This window comes from Haloactinomyces albus (genome assembly GCF_031458135.1).
In the GTDB taxonomy this organism is placed as follows: domain Bacteria; phylum Actinomycetota; class Actinomycetes; order Mycobacteriales; family Pseudonocardiaceae; genus Haloactinomyces; species Haloactinomyces albus.
The window spans coordinates 381,311-404,205 of the sequence record NZ_JAVDXW010000001.1 but is presented as its reverse complement, the minus strand read 5'-3'; the positions used below and the strand labels follow the sequence as shown (position 1 = coordinate 404,205).

Sequence of the window (22,895 nt, the reverse complement as noted above, 5' to 3'; positions counted from 1 at the left end):
GGCGAACCGGTATAGTAGGGAGTGTATGGTGCCCAACGGGTGGGACGTGGCCCGCGAGGCCGGGGTTTCCCAGACCACGGTGTCCCGCACATTGCGCGGGGATCCGTTGGTGGCATCCGCCACCAGGGAGCATGTTCTCGACGTGGCTCGTCGCCTCGGTTATACCCCCAACACCGCGGCGCGCACACTGATCACCAATCGCACCAACACGGTCGCAGTGGTCGTTCCCGACATCTCCCATCCGTTGTATCCGGAGGAGACCGCGACGATCCACGCCGAACTCAGCGCCGCGGGCTACCGCATGATGCTGTTCAGTCAGGGGCTGGGCGACAGTGGACCGCAGGATCTCGAAGCACTGCGCGGAAACACCGTCGACGGGATCGTGTTCGCCGCCGCGACCGTGGACTCACCGGCAGTGGCCGAGTTCCTCGGCAACGGAATGCCGCTGGTCCTGCTCAACCGCGATGTCGACCACGTGGATGTGGACAGGGTGCTTGCCGACGACCGCGCCGCCTGCGACAGGGTGGCGCAGTATCTCGTCGACCTCGGTCACCGTCGGATCGCGCTGATCTCCGGAAGGCCCGACACCTCGGCGGGCCGGGACCGTACCGAGTTCTTCGGGCAAGCCCTGGATCGGCTCGGCTGTCCGCTGGATCCGGAACTGGTTCGTAGTGGTCACCTGTCCCATGCCCGTGGGTACACGGCAGCCGAGGAACTGCTTGACCGGGATCCGGCTCCCACCGCCGTGCTGTGTACCAGTGACATCGTCGCCTATGGCGTCCTCGACGCGGCGAATCGGCGTGGGGTGCGAGTTCCCGACGATCTCTCCGTGCTGGGCTTCGACGATCTCACCATGTCCGGCTGGTCCATGATCGGACTGACCACTGTGCACCAGCCACTCGACGAGATGGCGCGCGCTGCCGTGCGAACCCTGCTCGACCGGATCGAACACGGCGCCGACCATGTATGTCAGCGCAAGATCTTCGATGTCGAACTGGTCGAACGTCGTACCGCAGGCCCCACTCCCGACTAGGACCCACTCCCGACCAGGCCCCACTCCCGGCCAGGCCCCACTCCCGGCTGGAGCCTCCGCCCTCGGTGGCTACCACCGAAGGCGGAGGCCGTCCTTGCCGACAGCGGTGTGCCGGGTCCACAATGCCGGGTCAGGCGAGGCGATTGCCGATGTATGGGGACACTGCTTTCCGTGCCCGCCGAGCGAACTCCTCGTCTCCCAGTTCGGTGGCGAGGTCCACGGCCGGTGCCTCGACGCTGATCGGTGTGTTCGCGGGAAGTGCTGCCACGAGCTCGTGCAGCGGCAGTTCGCCTGCGCCGGGAAGTCCACGAACCGCGCGGGACTCGAGTTGCAAGTCGCTGCCGTCCGTGCTCTGGCCGAGGGGCATGTGCTGCGGCCGGGGCAGATTCGATGGCTCTCGCAGGGGAGCGTCACACAGTTGGACGTAGGGAAGCAGGTCCGGATCGAGAGCCCGAAGCTGCTCCACGGTGCCGCCGAAACGGTGGAAGTGCAGTGCGTCGAGGCAGATGGCGCTGCCCGTGCGGGTGGCGATGTCGGCGGCGACCGGAACACTGTGCACCGTGCGGTAGGTGATCGGCTCCAGAGCGGGCCGGATGTTGTAGGCGGCCGCTTCCTCGGTCAATTCCGCCAGGGTCGCGGTGAGGCGCGGGAGGTCCTCATCGGCAGCGATGACGTTGAGATGGGTGGCGCCGAGTCGGGCTCCGACCTCCAGCACGGGTTCCCACTGCTGCTTCGTGGTGGTCCCGTCCAGGGTGAACACCTCGACGTCGCGAACGTGCACACCGGTCTCCCGAAGACGTGTACAGGTTTCGGCGAGCATCGAGTCCGGCCCCGCCATGGGGTAGGGGGACTCGCCCGGAGTGGCTGGTGAGATCCGTAGGCCGACGAAGTCGAAGCCGGTCTCGGCTGCAATCTCCACCAGGCGCGGTGGCGAGCAGTGCAGCAGTGTCAGGTGGGCGATGCCGATCGGGGTGGTGCTCACGTCGTCTCTCTCGCTGGTTGAGTTTCGGGTGTGCGGACGCAGGCAGCGGTCGTGGTCGATGAGCGGGCGGGCGAGGCGACAGGGCCTACCGCCGTCGGATCGGCTCTTGACAGCTCGTGATGTGCGTCTCTACTGTCTTCGCAACATTATTGACTACGTAGTCATCCACAGGCAAGGCCCCCTCTCCTCGCAAAGCTGCACGGGACTGCTCCGGGAGCACCTACACCAGAAAGGTTCGTCGTGTCAGTGCTGAGCAACACGGTCAACTCGAAGAATCCCCCACCGCGGAACCAGGCGAAACGCGCTGCCTTGGCCAGCTACCTGGGCGGTATGCTCGAATATTTCGACTTCTTTATTTACGCCTCGGCCGCCGCGTTGGTGTTCGACACCATATTCTTTCCCGGCTCGGGCGCTGTGGGCACCCTGATGTCGCTGGCAACATTCGGTGTGGCTTACGTGGCACGCCCTTTCGGCGCAGTCATCCTCGGTCACTTCGGTGACAAACTCGGACGAAAGAAAGTGCTGCTCCTGACGCTGCTGCTGATGGGGTCGGGGACCTTTCTCATCGGCTGTCTGCCCAGCTACGATGCCATCGGCATCTGGGCGCCCGTGCTGCTGGTGGCGCTTCGTTTGCTGCAGGGCGTCTCCGCTGGTGGCGAAACGGCGGGAGCCAGTTCCCTGATCATCGAGCACGCACCTTCCGACAAGCGCTCTTTCTACGGCAGCTGGACGATGAACGGAATTTCCTCCGGTATCGTCCTGGCCAGTTTGGTTTTCATTCCGGTTGCCGGCATGCCCGATGAGCAGTTGTACAGCTGGGGATGGCGCATCCCGTTCTGGTCGAGCATCGTCGTGCTCGTGGTTGCCTACTTCGTTCGCCGCACTCTCGATGAGCCGGAAATTTTCGAGGAAGAAGCCAAGGACAACCACGCTGCCAAGCTGCCGTTCGCCGAGATGATCAGGAATCACTGGTCGGACGTGCTTCGTCTTGCTCTGTGCTCGCTGTTCACCATGGTGAACACGATGGTCACCGTGTTCGCCCTGCAATATGCCACCGGTACGGTGGGGCTGGACCGTTCTCTCATGCTCCAGGTGGCCGTGCTCTCCAACGTGGTGGCGCTGATCTTCCAGCCGCTATCGGGCTACGTCGCCGACCGCCTCGGTCGTAAGCCGGTGTTCGTCATCGGTTGCCTCGGGTGCGCCGTGCTCATCTTCGCCTACTTCGCTGCGATCACAGCCGGCAACTTCTTCCTGATCTTCACGGTCGGACTGCTGCTCACCGGAGTGCTGTACAGCATGCCGAACGGTATCTATCCGGCCTTTTTCACCGAAATGTTCACCGTGCGTGTCCGCTATACGGGGATGGCCATCGGACTGCAGATCGGCCTCATCACTGCCGGGTTCACCCCGGCAGTGGCCACCGCGCTCGTCGGTGGCCGTGCGGACGACTGGGCGCCGGTTGCTTGGATGACCGCCATCATCTGCGTTGTCTCCGCCATCGCCGCGGCCACGGCTCGGGAGACCTACCAGACCCCGTTGGAGGACTTGGGGATCAAGAAGACCGGGGGTGACGCACAGGACACTCAGCGGGGCACCCAGGACGAGGTGGTCCGGAGTGTGCCGACCTGACCGCGTGTGGCAAGGAGCGAAGTCCGGTGTGGGCGGCGGCAAGGTCGGTCTCCGACAGGGACGGTGGAGCCGTCACCGTGTTCGACTGACCCGCTGCCGCCGGAGAGGCCGGACATCCGGCAGGGGTGAGCGAGCCCGGAATCCGGGCCGAGGTGTGCTCGTTGACACGTTCGATATCCCAGCCTACCTTTTTTGGTGCGCTTTCGTAACAAAAGTTCGCATGAAGAACAAATTGGTGTGTTCGCGTCCGCCATCGCAGTACCACCACGGGCGGCGACGAGCACGCCGAGGGCAGTCGGCCCGCTCGGCCCGAGTTGAAGTAAACGGAGAGACAGGTGAATTCCCACGAGAACCCGACCCTCGCCAACAGAAGGCACGCGCGAAGAGCGGCGTTGGGCGCTGGTATCGGTGCGCTGGTTACGGCGGACAACGGAGGTTGGGGCCTGGTGGCGGGTTTCCTTGCCCTGGCGTGTATCGGTTCGTTGGTCTCGGCGTTCTTCGTCGGGGACCACACCGAGGATGCCCGGCACGGTTCTGTCCGGGAGGGTTCCGCGACGAGGTTCCGCAAGGTGTTCGCGTGACCACCTCCGATCCGGTGCACGTTCTCGCTGCGGTCGACGGACCCGACCCGGTCCGGCACGTTCCTCGCCGGAAGTAGTCTGGGGCGGCAACGGCGAATCCGGGAGGTTGACTTGTCGAACGGTGGCACGCGGGAACGGCATGCCTGGATCGAGCCGGGCGCGTTCGAGGTCGCTCCGGGGATACACCGAATTCCGCTTCCCCTGCCCAGTGACGGGCTGCGCGCGGTCAATGTGTACGCCATCGAGGATGGTGGCGACCTGGTGCTCATCGATTCGGGATGGGCACTGGAGGAAGCACGCGAGCAGCTCGAAACGGCGCTCGGCAAGATCGGCTACGGCTTCGAGGATGTGCGGAGGTTCCTGGTGACGCATGTGCACCGGGACCACTACACGCTCGGCGTGACGCTGCGCAGGACGTTCGGCACGAGCGTGAGTCTGGGCATCGGCGAGCAGCCCTCCCTGGAGGCCATCATCGCCGGGCGTGCGGACGGTCAGCTGTCCCAGTTGCGGCGGTGGGGTGCAGCCGAACTCACCGAGCTGGTCGAAGCCAACAGGCAGGGGGACGGGCAATCGCGGGATCACTACGAGTTGCCGGACGACTGGATCGAGGGCACCACGGAGATCGAACTGGCGACTCGCACGCTGCGTGCCGTTCCCACACCGGGGCACACCCGAGGTCACGTGGTCTTTCTCGATGCGGAGTCCTCGCTGCTGTTCTCCGGAGACCACGTGCTGCCGCACATCACTCCGTCCATCGGGCTGGAACCGGCGCGTGCGCAGTTACCGCTCGGGGACTATCTCGATTCGCTGCGGCTGATGCGAGGTTACCCGGACATGCGCCTGCTTCCTGCGCACGGGCCGGTCACCGGCAGCGTGCACAGCCGCATCGACGAGCTGATCGCCCACCACGACGACCGCCTGGCGCTGACCGCGCAGGCGATCGAGGATGGTGCGGGCACAGCTTACGAGGCAGCGCTCAAGCTCGGTTGGACGCGGCACAACCGGCGTCTGGACGAACTCGACGTATTCAACCGGATACTCGCCGTCGGTGAAACGGCTGCGCACTTGGATGTGCTCGTCACCCGTGACTCCCTGCGATCCTCGATGGTGGACGGGATCGTGGAATACCGGACGGCATCGACATCCGCACCGGAGTGAGGGATTTCCCGGCAAGGACCTGCCCTGCTGCCACGATCGTCTCGGAGCGGTCGTGGCGGCGTAGCGCCACCTCGGCTCGGCCGGCCACCGTGCGCTGTCGCGGTGTGGTCTCCGCGGAGCCGCCCGTTCGGTGTTCGCGGGAGGCCGATCGAGCCGTCATCCCGACGGGATAAGCTGAACGAACGTGTTCCGCTGGGAGCATGTTTTCGTGTATTCGGTCCATGCTGTGGCGGCTGCGTGAGGTGAACCGTGCGAATAGCACTCCTGTCGTACCGGAGTAAGCCGCACTGCGGCGGTCAAGGCGTCTACGTGCAGCGTCTCAGCCGCGGGTTGACGGCGCTCGGGCATGACGTGGAGGTGTTTTCCGGACAGCCGTATCCCGATCTCGACCCCGGTGTGCGGCTCACCCCGGTCCCCAGTCTGGACCTGTACCGCGAGTCCGATCCGTTCCGGACCCCGCACTGGCGCGAGTTCCGGGATCCGATCGATGTCGCCGAACTCGCAACGATGTGGACAGCCGGTTTCCCCGAGCCGTGGACCTTCAGTCTCCGCGTGGCGAAGATGCTGCACGCTCGTGCCGACGAGTTCGACGTCGTCCACGACAACCAGTCGCTGGGCAATGGCCTGCTCTCGCTGCATCGTGCCGGGATTCCGCTGGTCTCGACAGTGCACCACCCCATCACGCACGATCGCCGGGTCGACCTGGCCGCGGCCACGTGGTGGCGCAAGCTCACCGTGCGCCGCTGGTACGGCTTCCTGCGCATGCAGGCTCGGGTGGCCAGGAAACTCCCGAAGCTGCTGACGGTGTCCCGCTCGTCGGCGATGGATATCAGCACCGACTTCGGTGTTTCGCCGGAGCGGATCACCACGGTCCCGCTCGGTGTGGACCCCACGGTGTTCCGTCCTCCTGCCACTCCGAGAGTTCCCGGGCGCATCGTCGCCATGGCCAGTGCGGACACTCCGTTGAAGGGGATCGGCACCCTCCTGGAGGCGGTCGCCAAGCTGCGCACCGAACGGGAGGTGGAGCTCGTCCTGGTCGCCAAGCCGATTCCGGGAGGACCGACCGAACGGTTGATCGAGGAGCTCGCTATCGGTGACGCCGTGCACACGGTCGGTGGCCTCGATGATGACGAACTCGCCGGTCTGCTGGGTTCCGCGGAGATCGCCTGTGTGCCCTCGCTCTACGAGGGGTTCTCACTGCCCACCGTCGAGGCCATGGCCTGTGCGACCCCGCTGGTGGCCAGCCGGGCGGGTGCGATCCCCGAGGTCGTCGGTCCGGACGGGCGGAGTGCGGACCTCGTCGAGCCCGGTGACGCCGAAGACCTCGCGCGGGCACTGGGGGAGCTGTTCGAGGACCCGCAGCGGCGGCGTCGACTGGGCGAGTCCGGACGGCGGCGGGTACTGCACCGGTACAGCTGGGAGTCCGTGGCCGCGGCCACGGTGGACTGCTACACGGAGGCGATCGAGGAGATGCGGGAAAGGCAGTGAAGCATTGCTGACAGTGGACTTCACCACGCTCGGTGTCCGAGCGGGGCAGCACGTACTGGACCTGGGCTGCGGTGCCGGGCGGCACGCATTCGAGATGTACCGGCGGGGTGCGCGGGTCGTGGCCTTCGACCAGGACGTCGCCGAGTTGGAGAACGTGGCGACGATGTTCACCGCCATGGAAGCCGAGAACCAGGTGCCGTCCGGTGCCAGTGCGACCACGATGGCCGGTGACGCACTGGAGCTGCCCTTTCCGGACGAGTCCTTCGACCACGTCATCGCCTCCGAGATCCTGGAGCACCTCCCGGAGGACGAGAAAGCCATGCACGAGCTCGTGCGTGTGGTCAAGCCGGGAGGCCGCGTCGCCGTGACCGTTCCGAGTTGGCTGCCCGAGCGGGTGTGCTGGGCATTGTCGGATGTCTACCACCAGGTCGAGGGCGGTCACGTGCGGATCTACACGGTCGCCGAACTGCTCGCCCGGTTGCGCAAGGCGGGCCTGCGCCCGGTGCACCGGCATCATGCACACGCGCTGCACTCCCCGTACTGGTGGCTGAAGTGTGCGGTGGGTGTGGAACGCGAGGATCATCCGCTGACGAAGCTGTATCACCGGTTGCTGGTGTGGGATCTCATGCGGCGACCGTGGTTGACTCGGACGGCCGAGCAGTTGCTCGATCCGGTGATCGGCAAAAGCCTCGTGGTTTATCTGCACAAGCCGGAGGCGGGGGTTGCCTGACGTTCCCGAGGTGCAGGGAGTGCTGCCGGCTGCCCGGGTCGTCGAAACCGCGAGATCGATCGCAGCGGTGCAGGAGTGTTCGGGCGCCATTCCGTGGTTTGCCGGTGGGCACGTCGACCCGTGGGATCATGTCGAGTCCGCGATGGCGCTGTCGGCGGCCGGTTTCCTCGACAAGGCCGAGCACGCCTACGACTGGTTACGCCGGACGCAGCGGCAGGACGGTTCCTGGCCACTACAGATCCGCGGGGGCCGGGTGGAGGACGCCGCTGCCGACACGAACTTCTGCGCCTATCCGGCCGTGGGGATCTGGCACCATCTGTCTGTCACCGGCGACGACGGTTTTGCCGAACGGATGTGGCCCGTGGTCCGTCGGGCAGTGGATTTCGTGCTGGGCGTGCAAAGTGAGCGCGGCGAGGTCGACTGGGTGCTCGACCGGAACGGCAGGACGGGGGGAGAGGCGCTGCTGTCGGGATGCTCCAGCATCCACCACAGCTTGCGTTGCGCGCTGGCACTGGCCGAACACGTCGGCAGGCCACAACCGGACTGGGAGGTCGCGCTCGGCAGGCTCGGACATGCGTTGCGCCACCACCCGGAAGTGTTCACGCCGAAGCACCGCTACTCGATGGATTGGTACTACCCGATCCTCGGCGGCGCGTTGCGCGGCGAGGACGGCAAGCGGCGGCTGTTCGACCGTTGGGAGGACTTCGTGGTCGACGGCTTGGGGGTGCGCTGTGTGGACGACCATCCGTGGGTCACCGGCGCGGAGACCTGCGAGCTGGTGCTGAGTCTGGACGCGGTGGGCGAGCGGCTTCCGGCCGTGGAGCTTTTCACCGCGATACAGCACCTGCGTGATCCCAACGGTTCCTACTGGACCGGCCTGGTCTACGCCGACGGCAAACGTTGGCCCGAGGAGCGCACCACCTGGACCGGTGCGGCCGTTGTACTGGCCGCCGATGCTCTGTCGCGAACCACCCCGGGCAGCGGGATCTTTCGTGCCGATGATCTCCCTGCCGGGTTGGCGGTCGAGAGTTGTGCCTGTCTAGAGTCGCCCGACCTCTCCTCCGATACGCTCGAGCACCCGTAGGGAGCCTGCTGTCCGTATTTCACGGAACGCTGCGCTGTCCACCGCGCGCCGGTAGATCCGGTAGGGGGCCTGCCCGCCGTCGTTCGGATCGGGGAAGACATCGTGGATCACGAGTGCTCCTCCCGGAACCACCCACGGTGCCCAGCCTTCGTAATCGGCGACGGCGGCAGCGTCGGTGTGGCCGCCGTCGATGAACAGCAGAGCCAGTGGGCTGCGCCAGAAGGCGGCGGTGACCGGCGAACGCCCCACCAGCGCGACGACCTGCTCCTCCAGACCGGCCCGGGCGATCGTGCGGCGGAACTCCCCCAGGGTGTCCAGCCGTCCGGTGTGGGCATCGACCAGCTCCGGGTCGTGGTACTCCCAGCCGGGCTGGTGCTCTTCGGAGCCTCGGTGGTGATCCACCGTGACCACCAGGCCGCCGGTGGCCCGTGCGGCGGCGCCGAGGTAGATCGCCGACTTGCCGCAGTAGGTGCCGACCTCGAGGGCGAGTCCCTGCCCGAGGTAATCCACGGTTGCCCGGTGCAGCGCCAACCCCTCGTCGACGGGCATGAATCCGACTGCCTGCTCGGCCCGCTGCAGTAGTTCCGTGGGCATCGCTGTCGCCGGGGCCTGGGCACCATCAGCCGCCTGCGTGGGATCCGGCTGCCCGGGAGCCGCTGCTCCCTGTTGCACGGGTTCCTCCTTCCGGTGGGTGGCGATGATCGCTTGCCACCGCCACGGCAAGCCTACTGAGTCGAACCGTCCTGCCGGTTCGAGAGGTTCGACCACCTGCGGAACCACCGGCATAGCCGAGCAGCACATCCGGACTCTCTGCGATGGCCGCCGTGAGCCTCAGCGAACGTTTCGCTGCTTGTGACGTGAACTGGTGAGGCTTTCGGCGCTCCCGATCAGGGCCACCGACGCGATGACGGCGACGATGAAACCGATGACGTTGAGCTCGAAGATGCCCCCGGTTCCGAGCAGGTTCGCGATCACTCCGCCGATCACCGAACCAACAAGGCCCAGCAGCAACGTGGCGAGGATGCCGAGATTCTGCTTGCCGGGCTTGACCAGGCGAGCCAAGGCACCGATGACCAGGCCGGCGACGATGAATCCGATCATGACTGGTCCTCCTGCTGCGGAACGGTTCCCGGGGCTTCCCCGGGACAACCGAACGGGTCAGTGCGTCATCAACTCTACGTTGCTCCGCGGCACGCCGAGCGCGCATCGGCGGCGGGGAGCCGGTAAGCATCGCTTCATGCAGCGGAAGTGACCGTCATCCACCGCAGTGTGCCGACCGGCCCGTGTTCGTCATCGGAGGGCATTGCCGCCGCTTCCGGAGTACCGTCGAAGAGTGGCCGACTATTCGTCGGGCATCGCTGCGATGTGGCGTTCGATGTCGGCGTCGAGTTCGGTCAGCCGTGTACGGATTCTTTCGGCATACGTGGCGGAGGCTGCAGTGAGCTGGGTGGCGAGGTAACCGTACTCGGCCAGCAGCGTGGGCAGGCTGCCCGCGTCATCGTGTCGAGAGGGATACGCCATTACCCGATGATGCGGGCAGTGCGGCCGGTCGGCGACTCGATTGGGGGCTGATCGAGCGCACAGTGCGTGGATTTCACTCGACCGGGGGAGCGCGCCGACCGTGGAACAATCCGCGTGTGCTACCGGAATGTCCGCCTCAGGACACTTCCGAGAGATCGGAGGCCACTACCGGAACACCACCAGGACGAGTACTCCACCGAAGATGACCATCGTTGCCACGACCGCGAGTACCAGCAGAATCCTGGTGCGGTGTGCGAGCCGCACCGTCAGGCCGAAACTCACGGCAGCCAGTATCGAAAGTAGGGGAACGACCAACGCGTAACCGAATGCCCACTGCCACTGCAACCACAGGCCCCACAGCACCGTCCCCGCCACGAAAGCCAACGCGATCGAGACACCGACTGCCAACAGCAGCATCGGCACAGGCCTGGCGACACCGGTCAACCGCATCATGCGGATCAGGAACCACACCTGCAACACCACGACAACGGCGATGACGCAATAAACGGAAACCACGAGGCCCAGCGGCTCCTGCCTGGGCGACATGCCCATTCCGAGCATGGAAAGCGCCCAGAACATCAGCGACGACCAGGTGACCAGCACGAAATTGACACCCAGCATTCCGGCGCCTGCGGCTGCCCCCGCGGAGGTGGTCCGGGGTATCTTCGGAACGTCGGTGGTGCGAGGTGCGAACCGCACCACCGACGCACACCCCACCGCACCCATCAGCGGAAATGCGAAGACGTAGGCCACCCGGCGTGGGTCCGGCTCCAGCAACGGCCACAGCAGCACACCCGTGAAAAGGACCAGCGCCACCGACACGGCAATTCCCACCAGGAGTGTCGACACCGGTCGCAAAGTCCCGCACAACCGCATCATGCGAGCCATGAACCACAGGTGACCCACTGCTACAGCGGCGATAGTGCCGTAGAGGAAGACCAGGAAGATCGTGTCTCCCACACCGTGCTGCGGCGACGAACTCGGTACCACGGACAAGACGTGCAGTGGAAGCCTGCGCAGCGACCAGGCGACCAGCACGAGATTGAACCCCAGCAGTGCTGCGGTCCCCACTGCCCTCCCCGAGACGAACCGAGGTCTTTCCGAAGCATCGTCGGCACCATCGTGATCGCTCATCCCCGCCACTCCACCAGAATCCGAACCGAACCAGGCAGAGCGAAACTACTCATCGGGGCCCTGGTGAAGTGCCCGCTCAACCGGAAACACCGGCACAAGGGCCCCTTACTCGTGATCCGGCTGGTTGCGGTACAGGGCGGCGTAGCGTGCGGCTTGCTCGGCGCGCAGCGAGGCGGTGGCCTCCGCACGTTTCGTGCGTCCGGTCCCGATCGGGTAGCCGTGCTTGGCCAGGCGATGCTCACACGTCTCCTCCATGGCGGACACGGAGTACCACACCGCCATGAGCACGCCGCCGAGCAGCGACATGGCACTGATCCACAGGGGCCCCGGAAGCAGCAGCAACAGCAGTCCCGGTGAGACCTGGACGAGTGCTCTGATCATGTGCCGTACTGCCCAGGTACGGCAGGTGATGTCGTGCAGCACCCACTCCCGGTGGCGCTCGGGGAGCCTGCCACCGTAGACGTACCAGAGCCACTGCAGTGGATTCGGGCGTTTCCTGCTCATGATCGAGAATGTCCAATCCGACAGCGATGACGACATCTCGACAAATTATCCTCCGATGTCGGATTTACCCGCGCCGAGTCGTTCGGAGACCTCTGTCGCGGTCACGCGCACGGTCTCGGCCAGTTGAGTGCGCAGTTCGTACGAGACCCGAAAACTGGGTGCGGACAGGAGCAGGGCCGCGACCACCTGCCCGCGGTGGTCGCGGACCGGGGAGCTGATGCCGACCTCTTCCACGTTGGTCTCACCGGCATTGATGGCCACTCCGTCGGTACGTACATCCGCGAGCCGGTCGAGGTAGGCACGTATGGTGGGTTCGTCGTGGTGGGAGTGGCGCAGCAGTCCGTGCTCGAGCAACTCCCGAGTCCGGCCTTCGGGGAGCTCGGACAGGAAAACCTGTACCGAGGCACTCGCCGATGTCGAGTAGCGGGTACCGATCGGCGTGGTGTGCTTGACCTGTTTGGGACTGGGCACCTGTTCGACCGAGACGGATTCGTGACCGCTCCACACGACCAGAGCGCTCGTTTCGCCGGTGCGCTCGGTGAGCCGCTCCAGCGCGGGGTAGCTGATGCGCCGGACGTCGAGATTGGCCAGCAGGGGGCCTGCCAGGCCGATCAGCCCCAGACCGAGGCGGAACCGGCCGCTTTCCGGGTCGCGAACGACGAGATCCATCTGTTCGAGCTGGCCGAGGATCCGGGAAGCGGTGCTCTTGTGGAGCTCGACCCTGCGGGCGATCTCGGTGACCCCCAAGGCGGGTTCGTCGACGGAGAAAGCCCGCAGCACCCGGATGCCGTTGTGCAATACCGAGGGTGTGTTCTTGGTGTCCTGCTGCTCGTGATCGCCGTTGTCGGTCATGCTGGCGTTACTCCGTGCTGAGCTGATGAGCCCAGGTTGTGTGGTGCCCGGTGCGCACGGTGGTGGGGCTGTGCGCACCGGGGGTTGGGGTGGTTTTAGGGTGTGATGATGTTGTGGTCGGGGCCGTAGGGGTAGCCGGTGATGTTCTCGGCGCCGTTGTCGGTGACGACGAGAATGTCATGTTCGCGGTAGCCGCCTGCTCCGGGTTGGCCTTCGGGGATGGTGATCATGGGTTCCATGGAGACGACCATGCCGGGTTGCAGGGTGGTGTCGATGTCTTCGCGGAGTTCGAGGCCGGCTTCGCGGCCGTAGTAGTGGGACAGGACGCCGAAGGAGTGTCCGTAGCCGAAGGTGCGTTTGTCCAGGAGTCCTTCGGCGTTGAAGTGTTCGTTGAGTTCGGCGGCGATGTCCTTGCAGACTGCGCCGGGTTTGATCAGTTCCTGGCCGTGTTCGTGTACGGCGGTGTTGATCGTCCAGTACCGTAGCTGGGCTGGGGTGGGTTGGCCGTGGATGAGGGTGCGTTCCAGGGCGGTGTAGTAGCCGGCGATCATGGGAAAGCAGTTCAGGCTCAGCAGGTCGCCGCGCTGGATGTGTCGGGTGGTGGGCCAGTTGTGGGCGCCGTCGGTGTTGAGGCCGGATTGGAACCACACCCAGGTGTCGCGGAGTTCGGCGTGGGGGAAGGTGGCTGCGATCTCGCGGGTCATGGCTTGGGTGCCTGCCAGGGCGATTTCGTATTCCGGTACGCCTTCGCCGATCGCGGCGGTCACGGCGGCGCCGCCGATGTCGGCGATGCGGGCGCCTTCTTTGATGAGGGCGATCTCCTCGTCGGATTTGATCATGCGCTGGGCCGTGGTGGCTGCCGAGATGTCGGTGAGTTCGAAGCCCGGGAGGGTCTCGGCGAGTTGGGCGCGCAGCATGGGGGGGATGTGGTCGTCTTCGACGCCGAGGCGGCCGCGGGTGAGGCCGGCTTCGGCGAGCACGGTGGCGATGGCGTGTTGGTAGTTGTCGCGGTGCCAGTCGGTGTAGACGAGGTTGTCGCCGAAGCTGCGGCGCCAGGGTTGGCCTGCGTCGATGTTGGCCGAGACGGTGACGTGGCTGTTGTGGGTGACCACCAGTGCGTAGTGGCGGCCGAAGGCGGTGTAGAGGAAATCGCTGTAGTAGTTGATGTTGTGGTAGCTGGTGAACACCACCGCGTCCACACCGGCCTCGGCCATCACAGCCCGCAGCCCGGAAACCCGCCGGGACATCTCCGCGTCCGAAAACGTCGGCACAACCCGCTCACCGTTGTGGATGGTCTTGAGTCGCTCCAGGTTCATTCGAATCTCCTTGTGTGGTGGATGCTGACCGGGTCGCCGTCTTCGACGGCTCACCGATCCGGACGGGACTGGCGTGCTCCACCGCGCGCGAGGCCGATGGACAGCGCCGCCACGAGACCTGCCGCGGCCAGGTACCAGGCCGGTGCGATCGTGCTGCCGCTGCTGTGGATGAGGAAGGTCGCCACGAACGGCGCCGTTCCACCGAACAGGGCGTTGGCCAGGTTGAAACTGAATGCGAATCCGCTGTAACGGACGCGAGTGGGGAACAGTTCGGCCAAGTAGGACGGCAGGGTGCCGTCGTTCATCGTGAGCATGACGCCCAGCCCGAATTGGAGCAGCGTGATGCCGACGAGGCCGGCGGTGCCCAGAAGCAGGAACAGCGGTACGGACAGCAGCGCGAATACGATTCCGGCAGCCGCGAGCATGGCCGGGCGCCCGAAACGATCCGACAGTCGGCCCATGAGGAACACGGAGCCGATGTAGCCGCACAGGGCCACCGTGGTCGACAGGAACGATGCGGTCTCATCCAGGTGCAGTTCGCTGGACAAGTAGGTCGGCATGTAGGTGAGCAGCGTGTAGAAACCGACCGCGTTCAGGCAGGCCACACCCAGTCCCACGATGACCGCACGCTTGTTGTGCAGGAAGGTCTCCTTCAGCGGAGTCCGCGCCTCGGTTTCCTCCTGCTCCAGAGCCCGAAATTCCGGCGTGTCCTCCAACTTGGCACGGATGTAGCGGCCGATCAGTCCCAGGGGAGCCGCCAGCAGGAACGGCAGTCGCCAGCCCCAGGAGGTCATCTGTGCGTCGGAGAGCATCGCCGTGAGGGCGGTGACCATGACCGAGCCGAGCAGCAGACCGGTGGCGGTGCTGGCGGGAACCACACTGGTGTGGATACCGCGGCGGTTCTTCGGCGCGTACTCGAACAGGAACGAGGCTGCCCCGGCGTACTCCCCGGCCGCCGAGAACCCCTGCACGAGCCGTACCACCAGCAGCAGAGCCGGTGCAGCGAGACCGATCTGCTCGTACCCCGGCAGCAGTGCGATCACGAAGGTCGAGGCCGACATGATCAGGATCGACAGCGACAGAGCGGTGCGGCGCCCGACCTTGTCACCGAAGTGGCCCCAGAACACGCCGCCGACCGGCCGGATGATGAAGGAGATCGCGAACACGCCGAACGTGGCCAGCAATCCCGCCGTCGGCGAGGATTCGGGGAAAAAGACCAGGGCAATGGTAGCCGCAAGATAGCCGTACACGGCGTAGTCGAACCACTCGACGAAGTTCCCGATGAAGCTCGCCGCGACGACCCGGCGCATCGTCGCCGGTCTCGATTCTTCGCTCTCGCGGCCCGTGAGGGTTGTTTCGCTCATCGCAAGTTCACCCCTCGGGGATTGGGGAGTTGTGCCGACAGGCCGGGACGTCCCGGCCACCGTCAGCGGTGGACAGGCATCTGGCTGCCGTGCTTCGTCGCACGGCATGTGCAGCGCCGCACCGCGCTGTACCGACACTGAGCCAAATGCAACTTGGTTGCGTTGAACGGAACTTAGATGGCGGGTTACTTCGAGTCAAGAGTTCATGCCGGAGTTGGTGCTTCCTCGGTATGCCACCTTTTAACAGGACTTTCCTTGTGTTATGGCCGGATGCTGCTCCGCTCGTATTCTCTCAATGGAGACGTTCTGAGCTGCGGATTTGAGCAATACGGCCTGGCGTGGCCATCAGTGGGATTATTTTGCAACTTTGTTGCTCAAAATGAGACGTGAGCTGGCTCTCTGTGCTTTCTGTGTGCCGCCCCGGCTGCGTGCACAGTCCCTGGCCGAGCGGGGATTGACTTCGCTCGGTTGCGCAGTCACTGTTAAACGGGTCACAGACCGACTGGTCGGTACTAGCGGAATGCTACCTCTGTCGAAGGAGGAAATCGGTTCATGACCGCAGCGCAGACCGAAGGCGCCTTGCCCGGCAGGCGACCGCCCGCCAAGCTCATGATCGCGGGACTCGTCGGAAGTTCCATCGAGTGGTACGACTTCTTCATCTACGCCACGGCGGCCGCGCTCGTGTTCGGGCCGTTGTTCTTCCCCGGAACGTCACCGCTGATGGGCACCCTGCTGTCCTTCAGCACCTTCTGGGCGGGTTTCATCGCCCGGCCCATCGGTGGTCTGATTTTCGGTCACTTCGGTGACAAGCTCGGTCGTAAACCGGCCCTGGTGACGTGCCTGGTACTCATGGGCCTGTCCACCTTCCTCGTCGGCGTGCTGCCGACCAGCTCGTCGATCGGGGTGGCCGCTCCGATCGCGCTCGTGGCACTGCGTTTCCTGCAGGGCATCGCGGTTGGCGGCCAGTGGGGCGGCGTCGTGCTGCTGCTGACCGAGAGCGCAGGCACCCGCCGCAAGGGTCTGGCGGGAACCTTCGGTCAGATGGGGGTGCCCATCGGGGTCATTCTGGGGAACACCGCGTTTCTCCTGGTCAGTGCCCTCGTTGCCCCGGAGGCGTTCCTCGCCTGGGGATGGCGCATCCCCTTCCTGGCCAGTGCTGCGCTGTTCCCGGTCGTGCTGTTCATCCAGCTCCGCGTGGAGGACACACCGGTGTTCAAGGAGATCCAGCAGCGCAAGCAGGACGAAGCTGCCCAGGTCGTGCGGGCGCCGCTGCTGGAGGTGATGCGGACGCACCGCCGACAAATACTGCTCGGGGCGGGGCTGTTGTTCGCCTCCAACGCCATCTTCTACGTCAGCATCGCGGGCGTGCTCGACTACGCCACTCGGGAGCTGGGCCTTTCCCGGGATGTCCTGCTGCTCATCAGCCTGGCTTCCTCGGCGTTCGGCATCGGAGTGATCCTCGCGGCCGGTGCGCTCTCCGACCGGGTGGGCCGCAGGCCGCTCATCCTCGCCGGTGCCGCGCTGATCATGGTCTGGGCGTTTCCCTTCTTCTGGCTCGTCGACACGGGGTCGCTGGTACTCATCGCTGCTGCCGTGACGGTGGGCGGTATCGGCTCGAGCCTGGCCTATGGTCCCCTGGCGGCCTATCTGGGAGAGCTGTTCGAGCCGAGGGTGCGCTACTCGGGAGTCTCCCTGGCCTACCAACTGGCCGCCATCCTGATCAGTGGCGGTACGCCGTTCATCATGACCGCGCTGCTGGCCGCGACGGGAACCTCGGCCTCGGTGTCGGCCTTCCTGCTGATCATGGGGCTGGCCACGTTCCTGTCGGCCTTCCTGCTCCCCGAAACGGCCTCGGCCGTTCCCCGGGCGAAGGCCGACGAGGAACTGCGTGTCGGTGAGGGCCAGTAGTACAAACCTTCGCTCATCAACACTCCCGGCAACGCAAACGCCAGTCGGGAATACCGGAGCGGTCCAGCTCCAAACGTGTTCTGCGTGCCTCCCAACGAGCATTACACGTGATGATCATCCAGGATCGCTCGAGCCACCGAGGTCACGTCCTTCAGCGACACTTTCCGCTGGCCGCCACTGATCAGGCTACGCACGGTCACCTGTTCAGTGGCCCAGTCCTCGTCGCCGACGATGACCACGGCCCGAGCCCCGGCCTTGTCGGCGCGGGACAACTCCTTGCCGAGTTTGCGCACCTCCAGCGGAGTGGTCGTGCGCATACCGGCCGTACGCAGCAAGCGAGCCGCACGGCGGGCGGGCTCGAACAGGGTCTCCCGAGTGGGAATCACCACGACATCCACGTTGGTGCGTGGCTCGGGCAGTAGCCCGTGGGTGTTCAGGAAGTCGATGAGCGTCACATCGCCCATGCCGAACCCGAAGCCGGGTATCTCCTTGGCGGAGTACAAACCCACCAGATTGTCGTAACGTCCCCCACCGAACAGGGACCGCCGGTTCTCGGGGTTGGTGTCGAAGACCTCGAACACCGTGGAGGTGTAGTAGTCGAACCCGCGTACGATCAACGGGTCGAACGTCACCAGGTCGGCGGCGCTACTGTTCAGCACCTGCATCAGCCGCGACTGCTCCCGGAGCTCCTGCGGTAGCTCCGCCACGGCTGCCGTGCCGTCCCGGACGATCTCGCCCAGGCGGGCGAACTGCTTGTCCGACAATCCGATCCCGGCGGCATCGGCAGCCAGGGCGTCGTCGGTGACTTTCTCCCACCGGTCCAACAGGTTGGCGGTGACGCGAACCTGATCCTCCGGGACTTCCACAATCCGCGTCAGCAGCGCATTCAGCAGGACGCGGTCACTGACCCGCAAGAGCCACATGTCGGAGGTGGCTCCCAGACCACCCATCATGTCGTGAATCAGCTCGAAGAACTCCACCTCGACAGCTGTGCCTGCCGAGCCGAACAGGTCGACGTTGATCTGCCAGTGCTCGCGAACCCGGCCACGCTGCGGACGCTCGTAGCGGTGACAGTTCGGGTGGCTGTACCAGCGCACCGGAAAGGTCAGCTTGCCCGCGTTGCCCGCGATCATGCGTGCCACAGAGGGCGTCATCTCCGGGCGCAGCGCCAGCCGTCGCCCGCCCTGATCGGTGAGTGTGTAGAGCTGCTGGGAGACGATTTCCTGGGAGGACTTGGCCTCGTAAATCTCGACCGGTTCGAGTTGGGGGCCGTCGTAGCGCTGATATCCGTAGCGTTCGAGAACATCGTAGAGCCGATGGAACACCTGCGTGCGCACCGACATCTCGTCGGGGAGGAAGTCTCGGGTTCCTCGGTAGGGCTCGGTTGGCAGGTATTCGGCCACGATGCTCCTTCGCGCACGCATGAGATAAGAAACAGCACGTAGGGTAACCTCTGCCTCTTGGTGACGCTGTCGGACATCGAGCACGGCGGTGCCCGTCTCCGAGATCCGACGCACCGGGAACGGGCACCGTCCGACCCGGCGGACTGCAGGACTTTCCCGCGCGCTCGGCGGCAGGCAGTATGCACGTATGCGAACTGTGCGCTTGGCGGCCGGCTCCAGTGAGGTGTTCCTCGATGATCGCGGCCCGGAACGCGTCCTGCGGATGAGTTGGCATGCCGAGCATCGGATCGTCGTGCTCAGCCTCTGGAACGGCAACCAGTGCATGGCTACCTTTCGACTGCCCGTCGCTCAGGTCCCCGTGGTCGTGCAGGCACTGACCAGCGGGCTCGCCGAACTCGCCCACGCGGCCGAGGTCGGAGCCGCGCGCCGCGACGCGGTGGTGCGCGAGCTGTGGAACGAGCCCGCTCAGCCTGCGCCGTTGCCCGGGCAGCACACCACAGGGAGGGCGTCTCGGGTGTCGGTCCGCGCAATGGATGCCGTGATCCGGGGCTGCACTCGATTGCGGGACAGGTTGGACCGCCGGTGAGCAGGAATTCTCCGGGATACCGGGGCTACTCTGCCAGGAATGGGCACGCCTCGTCCGAACCCGCTCCAGTGGGTCTGGTACGCCTATGGCGGAAAGCTGCCGGATCGCTATGCCGAGTGGGTGCTGCACGATGTGACCTGCCGTACGTGGGTGCTGCGGCAGTTGGCGCGCGCATTGACGCAGTTGGCACCGCTGTGCGTCGTGATACTGCTGTTGCCGGGGCCCCTGTGGATCCGGCTGATGTCGGTGCTGCTGGGGCTGCTGGTGGGCGTTTTCTACTCGCTGAGCGCGATGGTCGAGACGACCGAACACCGGGTCATCAAGCATGGCCATCCGCCGGGGATCGGCAGGGAGACCCGTGCCCTGTACCGGGACGCGCGGCGGGCGACGAAGCACGCTGCCCGCCGTCACCGGTGGTGGACGTGAACCTGCACCAGTAGGCCCCGAGTCATAAGTTGCACAAAACAGGGGTCGGTGGATACCGAACCGGCTCCAGCACGAGCACGAAGGGAAGACATGGGTTCGACCGACACCGGCGACGAGATGGGCACCACCGGCATCCACGCCGAACTGGCCAAGCGCCGTAAGGCGGTGCTGCCGGACTGGCTGACCACCATGTACGCCGAGCCCATCGACATCGAGCGCGGCGAGGGACGGCACGTCCGGGACGCCGAGGGGAACCGCTATCTCGACTTCTTCGGCGGGATCCTGACCACCATGACCGGACACGCGCTGCCCGAGGTCACCGCCGCCGTCAGTGAGCAGGCGGGCAAGATCCTGCACTCCTCCACGCTGTACCTGAACCGGCCGATGATCGAACTCGCCGAGCGGGTGGCCGAGGTATCCGGTATCGATGATCCCCGGGTGTTCTTCACGACCAGCGGCACCGAGGCCAACGACACGGCGTTGCTGCTGGCCACCGGATACCGGGCGTCGAATCAGGTGCTTGCGCTGCGCAACAGCTACCACGGGCGCTCGTTCTCCTCGATGGCGGTGACCGGCAACCGGAGTTGGTCGCCGACGAGTCTGTCGCCGGTGCAGACGTTCTACGTCCACGGCAGCCGCCGCCGCGGGACGCCGATGGCCGGTCTGTCCGATGCGGAGCTGACCGAGGCGTGCGTGGCGGATCTGGAGGATGTGCTCGATCAGCTGCACGGCAATGTCGCGTGCCTGATCGCCGAGCCGATCCAGGGCGTCGGCGGATTCGCCACGCCGCCCGACGGTCTCTACGCGCGATTCAAGGAAGTGCTCGACCGCCACGGCATCCTGTGGGTCAGCGACGAGGTGCAGACCGGATGGGGCCGCACCGGTGAGCACTTCTGGGGCTGGCAGGCGCACGACGGCAGCGGCAAGCCCGACATCGTCACCTTCGCCAAAGGCTTGGGTAACGGACTCTCGATCGGTGGGGTCGTCGCCCGCGCCGAGGTGATGAACAGTGTCGCCGCGAACTCCATCTCCACCTTCGGTGGCAGCCCGGTCACGGCGGCCGGTGCGCTGGCCAATCTCGACTATCTGCTGGAACACGATCTGCAGCGCAATGCCGCACATACCGGTGCGATCCTGCGCGCGGAGCTCGACGGGGCTCTCGGCAGCGCTTCGGCCGTGGCCGACGTGCGCGGCAAGGGACTGATGATCGGTGTCGAGCTCGTGGACCCGGACGGGCTGCCCGCGCCCGAATTGGCCGCCGAGGTTCTCGAGGAGACCAAGCGCCAGGGCGTTCTGATCGGCAAGGGAGGACTCAACGGCAACGTGCTGCGTATCGCTCCGCCGCTGAGTGTGACCGAGTCCGAGGTACGTGAGGGCGCGCGCGTGCTGCTGGACGCCCTGAACAAGGTGTCCTCCTCTCGCCACGCCTGACCTTGCAGCGAGTGTGGGAGTATCCCGCCTGGGAGACTCTCCACACTCGACTGCCTCCTTTGGCAAGGCGATCGAAGCCGCAGAGTATTCCCCGGCCTCCGGTGGTCCGCAGCGCCCTCTCGTACGGCTGTGGCTCCGACCGGGCGAAGCACGGCAGGTCGATAGGCCACTCGGGTGCGATCGAAAACACCCGGAGCCCCCTTCATCGGGAATGCGGCGAGCCCCTATCATCGTTGCCGTAAGTGGGTTTCGCCCCAACCTCTTCCGGCCCTGTCAAAGGTCGTCCCCTTGGACGTGTTCCGACTGCTCTCACGCGCGTGCGCGTACGCGCGTGAGAACCGGAGGTGGGTAAGGTAAGCAGAAGGGAGGAAAAAGGCAGTGGCAACGGTATGGATGACTCTGACGAGCGAGGCAGTCGTGCTGTTGGCGGTAGCGAGTGCTGCGGTCACGTGGGTGCGACGTCCTTCGGAGGACATCCCTGAGCAGGAGCAGGAGTTGGGGCAATCGGTTTCCCCGGCTGGGGACCAGGCCGGCTGAAGAAGCGCGGACGGGTTTGCTCTCCCGGTGCCGAAAAGCTGTGAGTCCGGTGCATCGGAGTATGCCGGTGCACCGGGATTATTTACATCATTTTTCATTTTTCGGAAACGGCGACATTGCTGAACTCTTTGTCGGCGAATTATTTTCCTTTTCGGTGGCTTCGATTTCATTTGCCGTGCTCGGTGACGCGGGAACCCGACATGGTCCCGCGGTCCTTTCGCGCTTCGGCGGATGCGTGCGGACGGATCGGAGATTCCGTGCCGACCGGTTGGCCCGGTCGTGATCCGAGAGGGTGGGTCAGCGCCGAGATCCGGGTGGGCCCATCTCGTCGGCTCGACGGTCACCCATGGCCCGTGGAGGTGTGCCCGCATGTTCGGGCAAGCGGTAGGCTGAGACTGCCAGGACGGTTCCTGCCCGGGTCGATGCGGTCGCTGCCGAAAGCGGCAGTACGGCGACGTGGATTCGACGCGGGTGAGGCGACCGAGTCCCCGATCGAGAAGGCAATCGTGAGCGCACCTCAGCAGCCCGGCGAGCAGCGGACCGAAACGCATCCTTCCCACCCCGGTGATTCGGCTGGGGGCACCGGAGTCCCGGTGCGAGGTGACAACTCCGGTTCCGTGGTCGACGAGTACCGCACCTTCGTCGTGCGAGCGCTGCGCGAGCCGGCCACGATCGGTGCCGTCATCCCCAGCTCACCGGTGCTGGCACGAGAAATGGCGAGGGTGGTACCGACTTCCGGGCAACCCGTCGTGGTCGAACTCGGGCCGGGCACCGGTGCGCTGAGCGGGGCCGTGGCCGAGCGATTGCCCGCCGCGGGCAGGCATATCGCCGTTGAGCTCGACACGGGCATGGTCGAGCATCTGCGTAGCAGTATGCCGTGGTTGGAAGTCATCCAGGGTGATGCGATGCAACTGGGGAAACTCCTGCGCGAAGCGGGTGTGGACTCCGTCGATGCGGTGGTCAGTGGCCTGCCGTGGTCGCTTTTTTCCGGCGAGTCGCAGACCCGCATTCTCGATGAGGTCGGTGGGGTTCTCGCGCCGGGCGCCGCGTTCACCACCATCGCCTACGCCCACGCGCTGGGGCTGTCCGGTGCGCGGTTGTTCCGTCGCCGCCTCGGCCGGGCGTTCGACGAGGTCGTCACGACGCGCACCGTCTGGCGCAATGTCCCCCCGGCGCGCACGTACGTCTGTCGTCGGCCGTCGCGTCGATAGAGGACGCCTGCCCGACC

22 protein-coding genes are annotated in these 22,895 nt (G+C 65.6%); 12 read left to right on the top strand and 10 right to left on the bottom strand.

The window, feature by feature from the left end; all coding sequences use genetic code 11:
- The first annotated feature begins 25 nt into the window (after nt 1-25).
- On the top strand, nt 26-1,033 hold the full coding sequence (locus JOF55_RS01855) for a LacI family DNA-binding transcriptional regulator (RefSeq protein ID WP_310268569.1): 1,008 nt from the start codon (nt 26-28) through the stop codon (nt 1,031-1,033).
- A gap of 130 nt (nt 1,034-1,163) precedes the next feature.
- Here JOF55_RS01855 and JOF55_RS01850 read toward each other — a convergent pair whose 3' ends face one another.
- Entirely contained in the window at nt 1,164-2,015 is an 852-nt protein-coding gene (locus JOF55_RS01850; protein WP_310268567.1) for a sugar phosphate isomerase/epimerase family protein, read from the bottom strand.
- A gap of 246 nt (nt 2,016-2,261) precedes the next feature.
- Between JOF55_RS01850 and JOF55_RS01845 the strand changes: the two genes are divergently transcribed.
- From JOF55_RS01845 to JOF55_RS01820, 6 genes are all read left to right on the top strand, one after another.
- On the top strand, nt 2,262-3,644 hold the full coding sequence (locus JOF55_RS01845; protein WP_374727354.1) for an MFS transporter: 1,383 nt from the start codon (nt 2,262-2,264) through the stop codon (nt 3,642-3,644).
- A gap of 335 nt (nt 3,645-3,979) precedes the next feature.
- A complete protein-coding gene (locus JOF55_RS01840; RefSeq protein ID WP_310268561.1) occupies nt 3,980-4,225 on the top strand; it encodes a hypothetical protein in 246 nt (81 codons plus the stop codon).
- 111 nt (nt 4,226-4,336) lie between these two features.
- Nucleotides 4,337-5,383, top strand: a complete 1,047-nt coding sequence (locus JOF55_RS01835; protein ID WP_310268558.1) for an MBL fold metallo-hydrolase — start codon at nt 4,337-4,339, stop codon at nt 5,381-5,383.
- Nucleotides 5,384-5,632: 249 nt separating this feature from the next.
- Nucleotides 5,633-6,871 carry a glycosyltransferase family 4 protein gene (locus JOF55_RS01830; protein WP_310268555.1) on the top strand — a complete coding sequence of 413 codons (1,239 nt, stop codon included), beginning with the start codon at nt 5,633-5,635 and terminating at the stop codon, nt 6,869-6,871.
- A gap of 4 nt (nt 6,872-6,875) precedes the next feature.
- Complete coding sequence (locus JOF55_RS01825; RefSeq protein ID WP_374727201.1) at nt 6,876-7,601, top strand: class I SAM-dependent methyltransferase; 726 nt, start codon at nt 6,876-6,878, stop codon at nt 7,599-7,601.
- A complete protein-coding gene (locus JOF55_RS01820) occupies nt 7,594-8,685 on the top strand; it encodes a prenyltransferase/squalene oxidase repeat-containing protein (protein ID WP_310268552.1) in 1,092 nt (363 codons plus the stop codon). The genes JOF55_RS01825 and JOF55_RS01820 overlap by 8 nt, the downstream gene beginning before the upstream one ends.
- On the opposite strand, the gene JOF55_RS01815 is transcribed toward JOF55_RS01820, so the two are convergent.
- The 8 genes from JOF55_RS01815 to JOF55_RS01780 form a co-directional block, all read right to left on the bottom strand.
- Nucleotides 8,641-9,279, bottom strand: coding sequence for a class I SAM-dependent methyltransferase (locus tag JOF55_RS01815; RefSeq protein ID WP_374727353.1), 639 nt, complete (start codon nt 9,277-9,279; stop codon nt 8,641-8,643). The genes JOF55_RS01820 and JOF55_RS01815 overlap by 45 nt on opposite strands.
- A gap of 237 nt (nt 9,280-9,516) precedes the next feature.
- Complete coding sequence (locus JOF55_RS01810) at nt 9,517-9,786, bottom strand: GlsB/YeaQ/YmgE family stress response membrane protein (RefSeq protein WP_310268547.1); 270 nt, start codon at nt 9,784-9,786, stop codon at nt 9,517-9,519.
- 240 nt (nt 9,787-10,026) lie between these two features.
- Nucleotides 10,027-10,206, bottom strand: a complete 180-nt coding sequence (locus JOF55_RS01805) for a hypothetical protein (RefSeq protein ID WP_310268544.1) — start codon at nt 10,204-10,206, stop codon at nt 10,027-10,029.
- Nucleotides 10,207-10,371: 165 nt separating this feature from the next.
- Nucleotides 10,372-11,340, bottom strand: a complete 969-nt coding sequence (locus tag JOF55_RS01800; RefSeq protein ID WP_310268542.1) for a hypothetical protein — start codon at nt 11,338-11,340, stop codon at nt 10,372-10,374.
- Nucleotides 11,341-11,445: 105 nt separating this feature from the next.
- A complete protein-coding gene (locus JOF55_RS01795) occupies nt 11,446-11,844 on the bottom strand; it encodes a DUF5313 family protein (RefSeq protein WP_310268539.1) in 399 nt (132 codons plus the stop codon).
- A gap of 45 nt (nt 11,845-11,889) precedes the next feature.
- Nucleotides 11,890-12,696: an IclR family transcriptional regulator gene (locus tag JOF55_RS01790; protein WP_310268536.1), complete on the bottom strand. Its 807-nt coding sequence runs from the start codon at nt 12,694-12,696 to the stop codon at nt 11,890-11,892.
- A gap of 95 nt (nt 12,697-12,791) precedes the next feature.
- Nucleotides 12,792-14,012, bottom strand: coding sequence for an aminopeptidase P family protein (locus JOF55_RS01785; RefSeq protein ID WP_310268533.1), 1,221 nt, complete (start codon nt 14,010-14,012; stop codon nt 12,792-12,794).
- Between the two features lie 50 nt (nt 14,013-14,062).
- Nucleotides 14,063-15,376 carry an MFS transporter gene (locus tag JOF55_RS01780; RefSeq protein WP_310268529.1) on the bottom strand — a complete coding sequence of 438 codons (1,314 nt, stop codon included), beginning with the start codon at nt 15,374-15,376 and terminating at the stop codon, nt 14,063-14,065.
- Nucleotides 15,377-15,928: 552 nt separating this feature from the next.
- On the opposite strand from JOF55_RS01780, the gene JOF55_RS01775 reads away from it, so the two are divergent.
- A complete protein-coding gene (locus tag JOF55_RS01775) occupies nt 15,929-17,284 on the top strand; it encodes an MFS transporter (protein WP_310268526.1) in 1,356 nt (451 codons plus the stop codon).
- A 101-nt stretch (nt 17,285-17,385) separates the two neighbouring features.
- On the opposite strand, the gene hisS is transcribed toward JOF55_RS01775, so the two are convergent.
- Nucleotides 17,386-18,687 carry a histidine--tRNA ligase gene (gene hisS / locus JOF55_RS01770; RefSeq protein ID WP_310268523.1) on the bottom strand — a complete coding sequence of 434 codons (1,302 nt, stop codon included), beginning with the start codon at nt 18,685-18,687 and terminating at the stop codon, nt 17,386-17,388.
- Between the two features lie 187 nt (nt 18,688-18,874).
- Between hisS and JOF55_RS01765 the strand changes: the two genes are divergently transcribed.
- From JOF55_RS01765 to JOF55_RS01750, 4 genes are all read left to right on the top strand, one after another.
- The gene (locus JOF55_RS01765; RefSeq protein ID WP_310268520.1) at nt 18,875-19,273 is read left to right on the top strand and encodes a hypothetical protein; all 399 of its coding nucleotides are present in this window, start codon (nt 18,875-18,877) and stop codon (nt 19,271-19,273) included.
- A 39-nt stretch (nt 19,274-19,312) separates the two neighbouring features.
- Nucleotides 19,313-19,699 (top strand): DUF5313 family protein, encoded by a 387-nt coding sequence (locus JOF55_RS01760; RefSeq protein ID WP_310268517.1) that lies wholly within the window; start codon nt 19,313-19,315, stop codon nt 19,697-19,699.
- Between the two features lie 117 nt (nt 19,700-19,816).
- Nucleotides 19,817-21,130, top strand: a complete 1,314-nt coding sequence (locus tag JOF55_RS01755) for an aspartate aminotransferase family protein (RefSeq protein WP_374727352.1) — start codon at nt 19,817-19,819, stop codon at nt 21,128-21,130.
- Nucleotides 21,131-22,380: 1,250 nt separating this feature from the next.
- On the top strand, nt 22,381-22,878 hold the full coding sequence (locus JOF55_RS01750) for a class I SAM-dependent methyltransferase (RefSeq protein WP_374727351.1): 498 nt from the start codon (nt 22,381-22,383) through the stop codon (nt 22,876-22,878).
- Nucleotides 22,879-22,895: the final 17 nt, after the last annotated feature.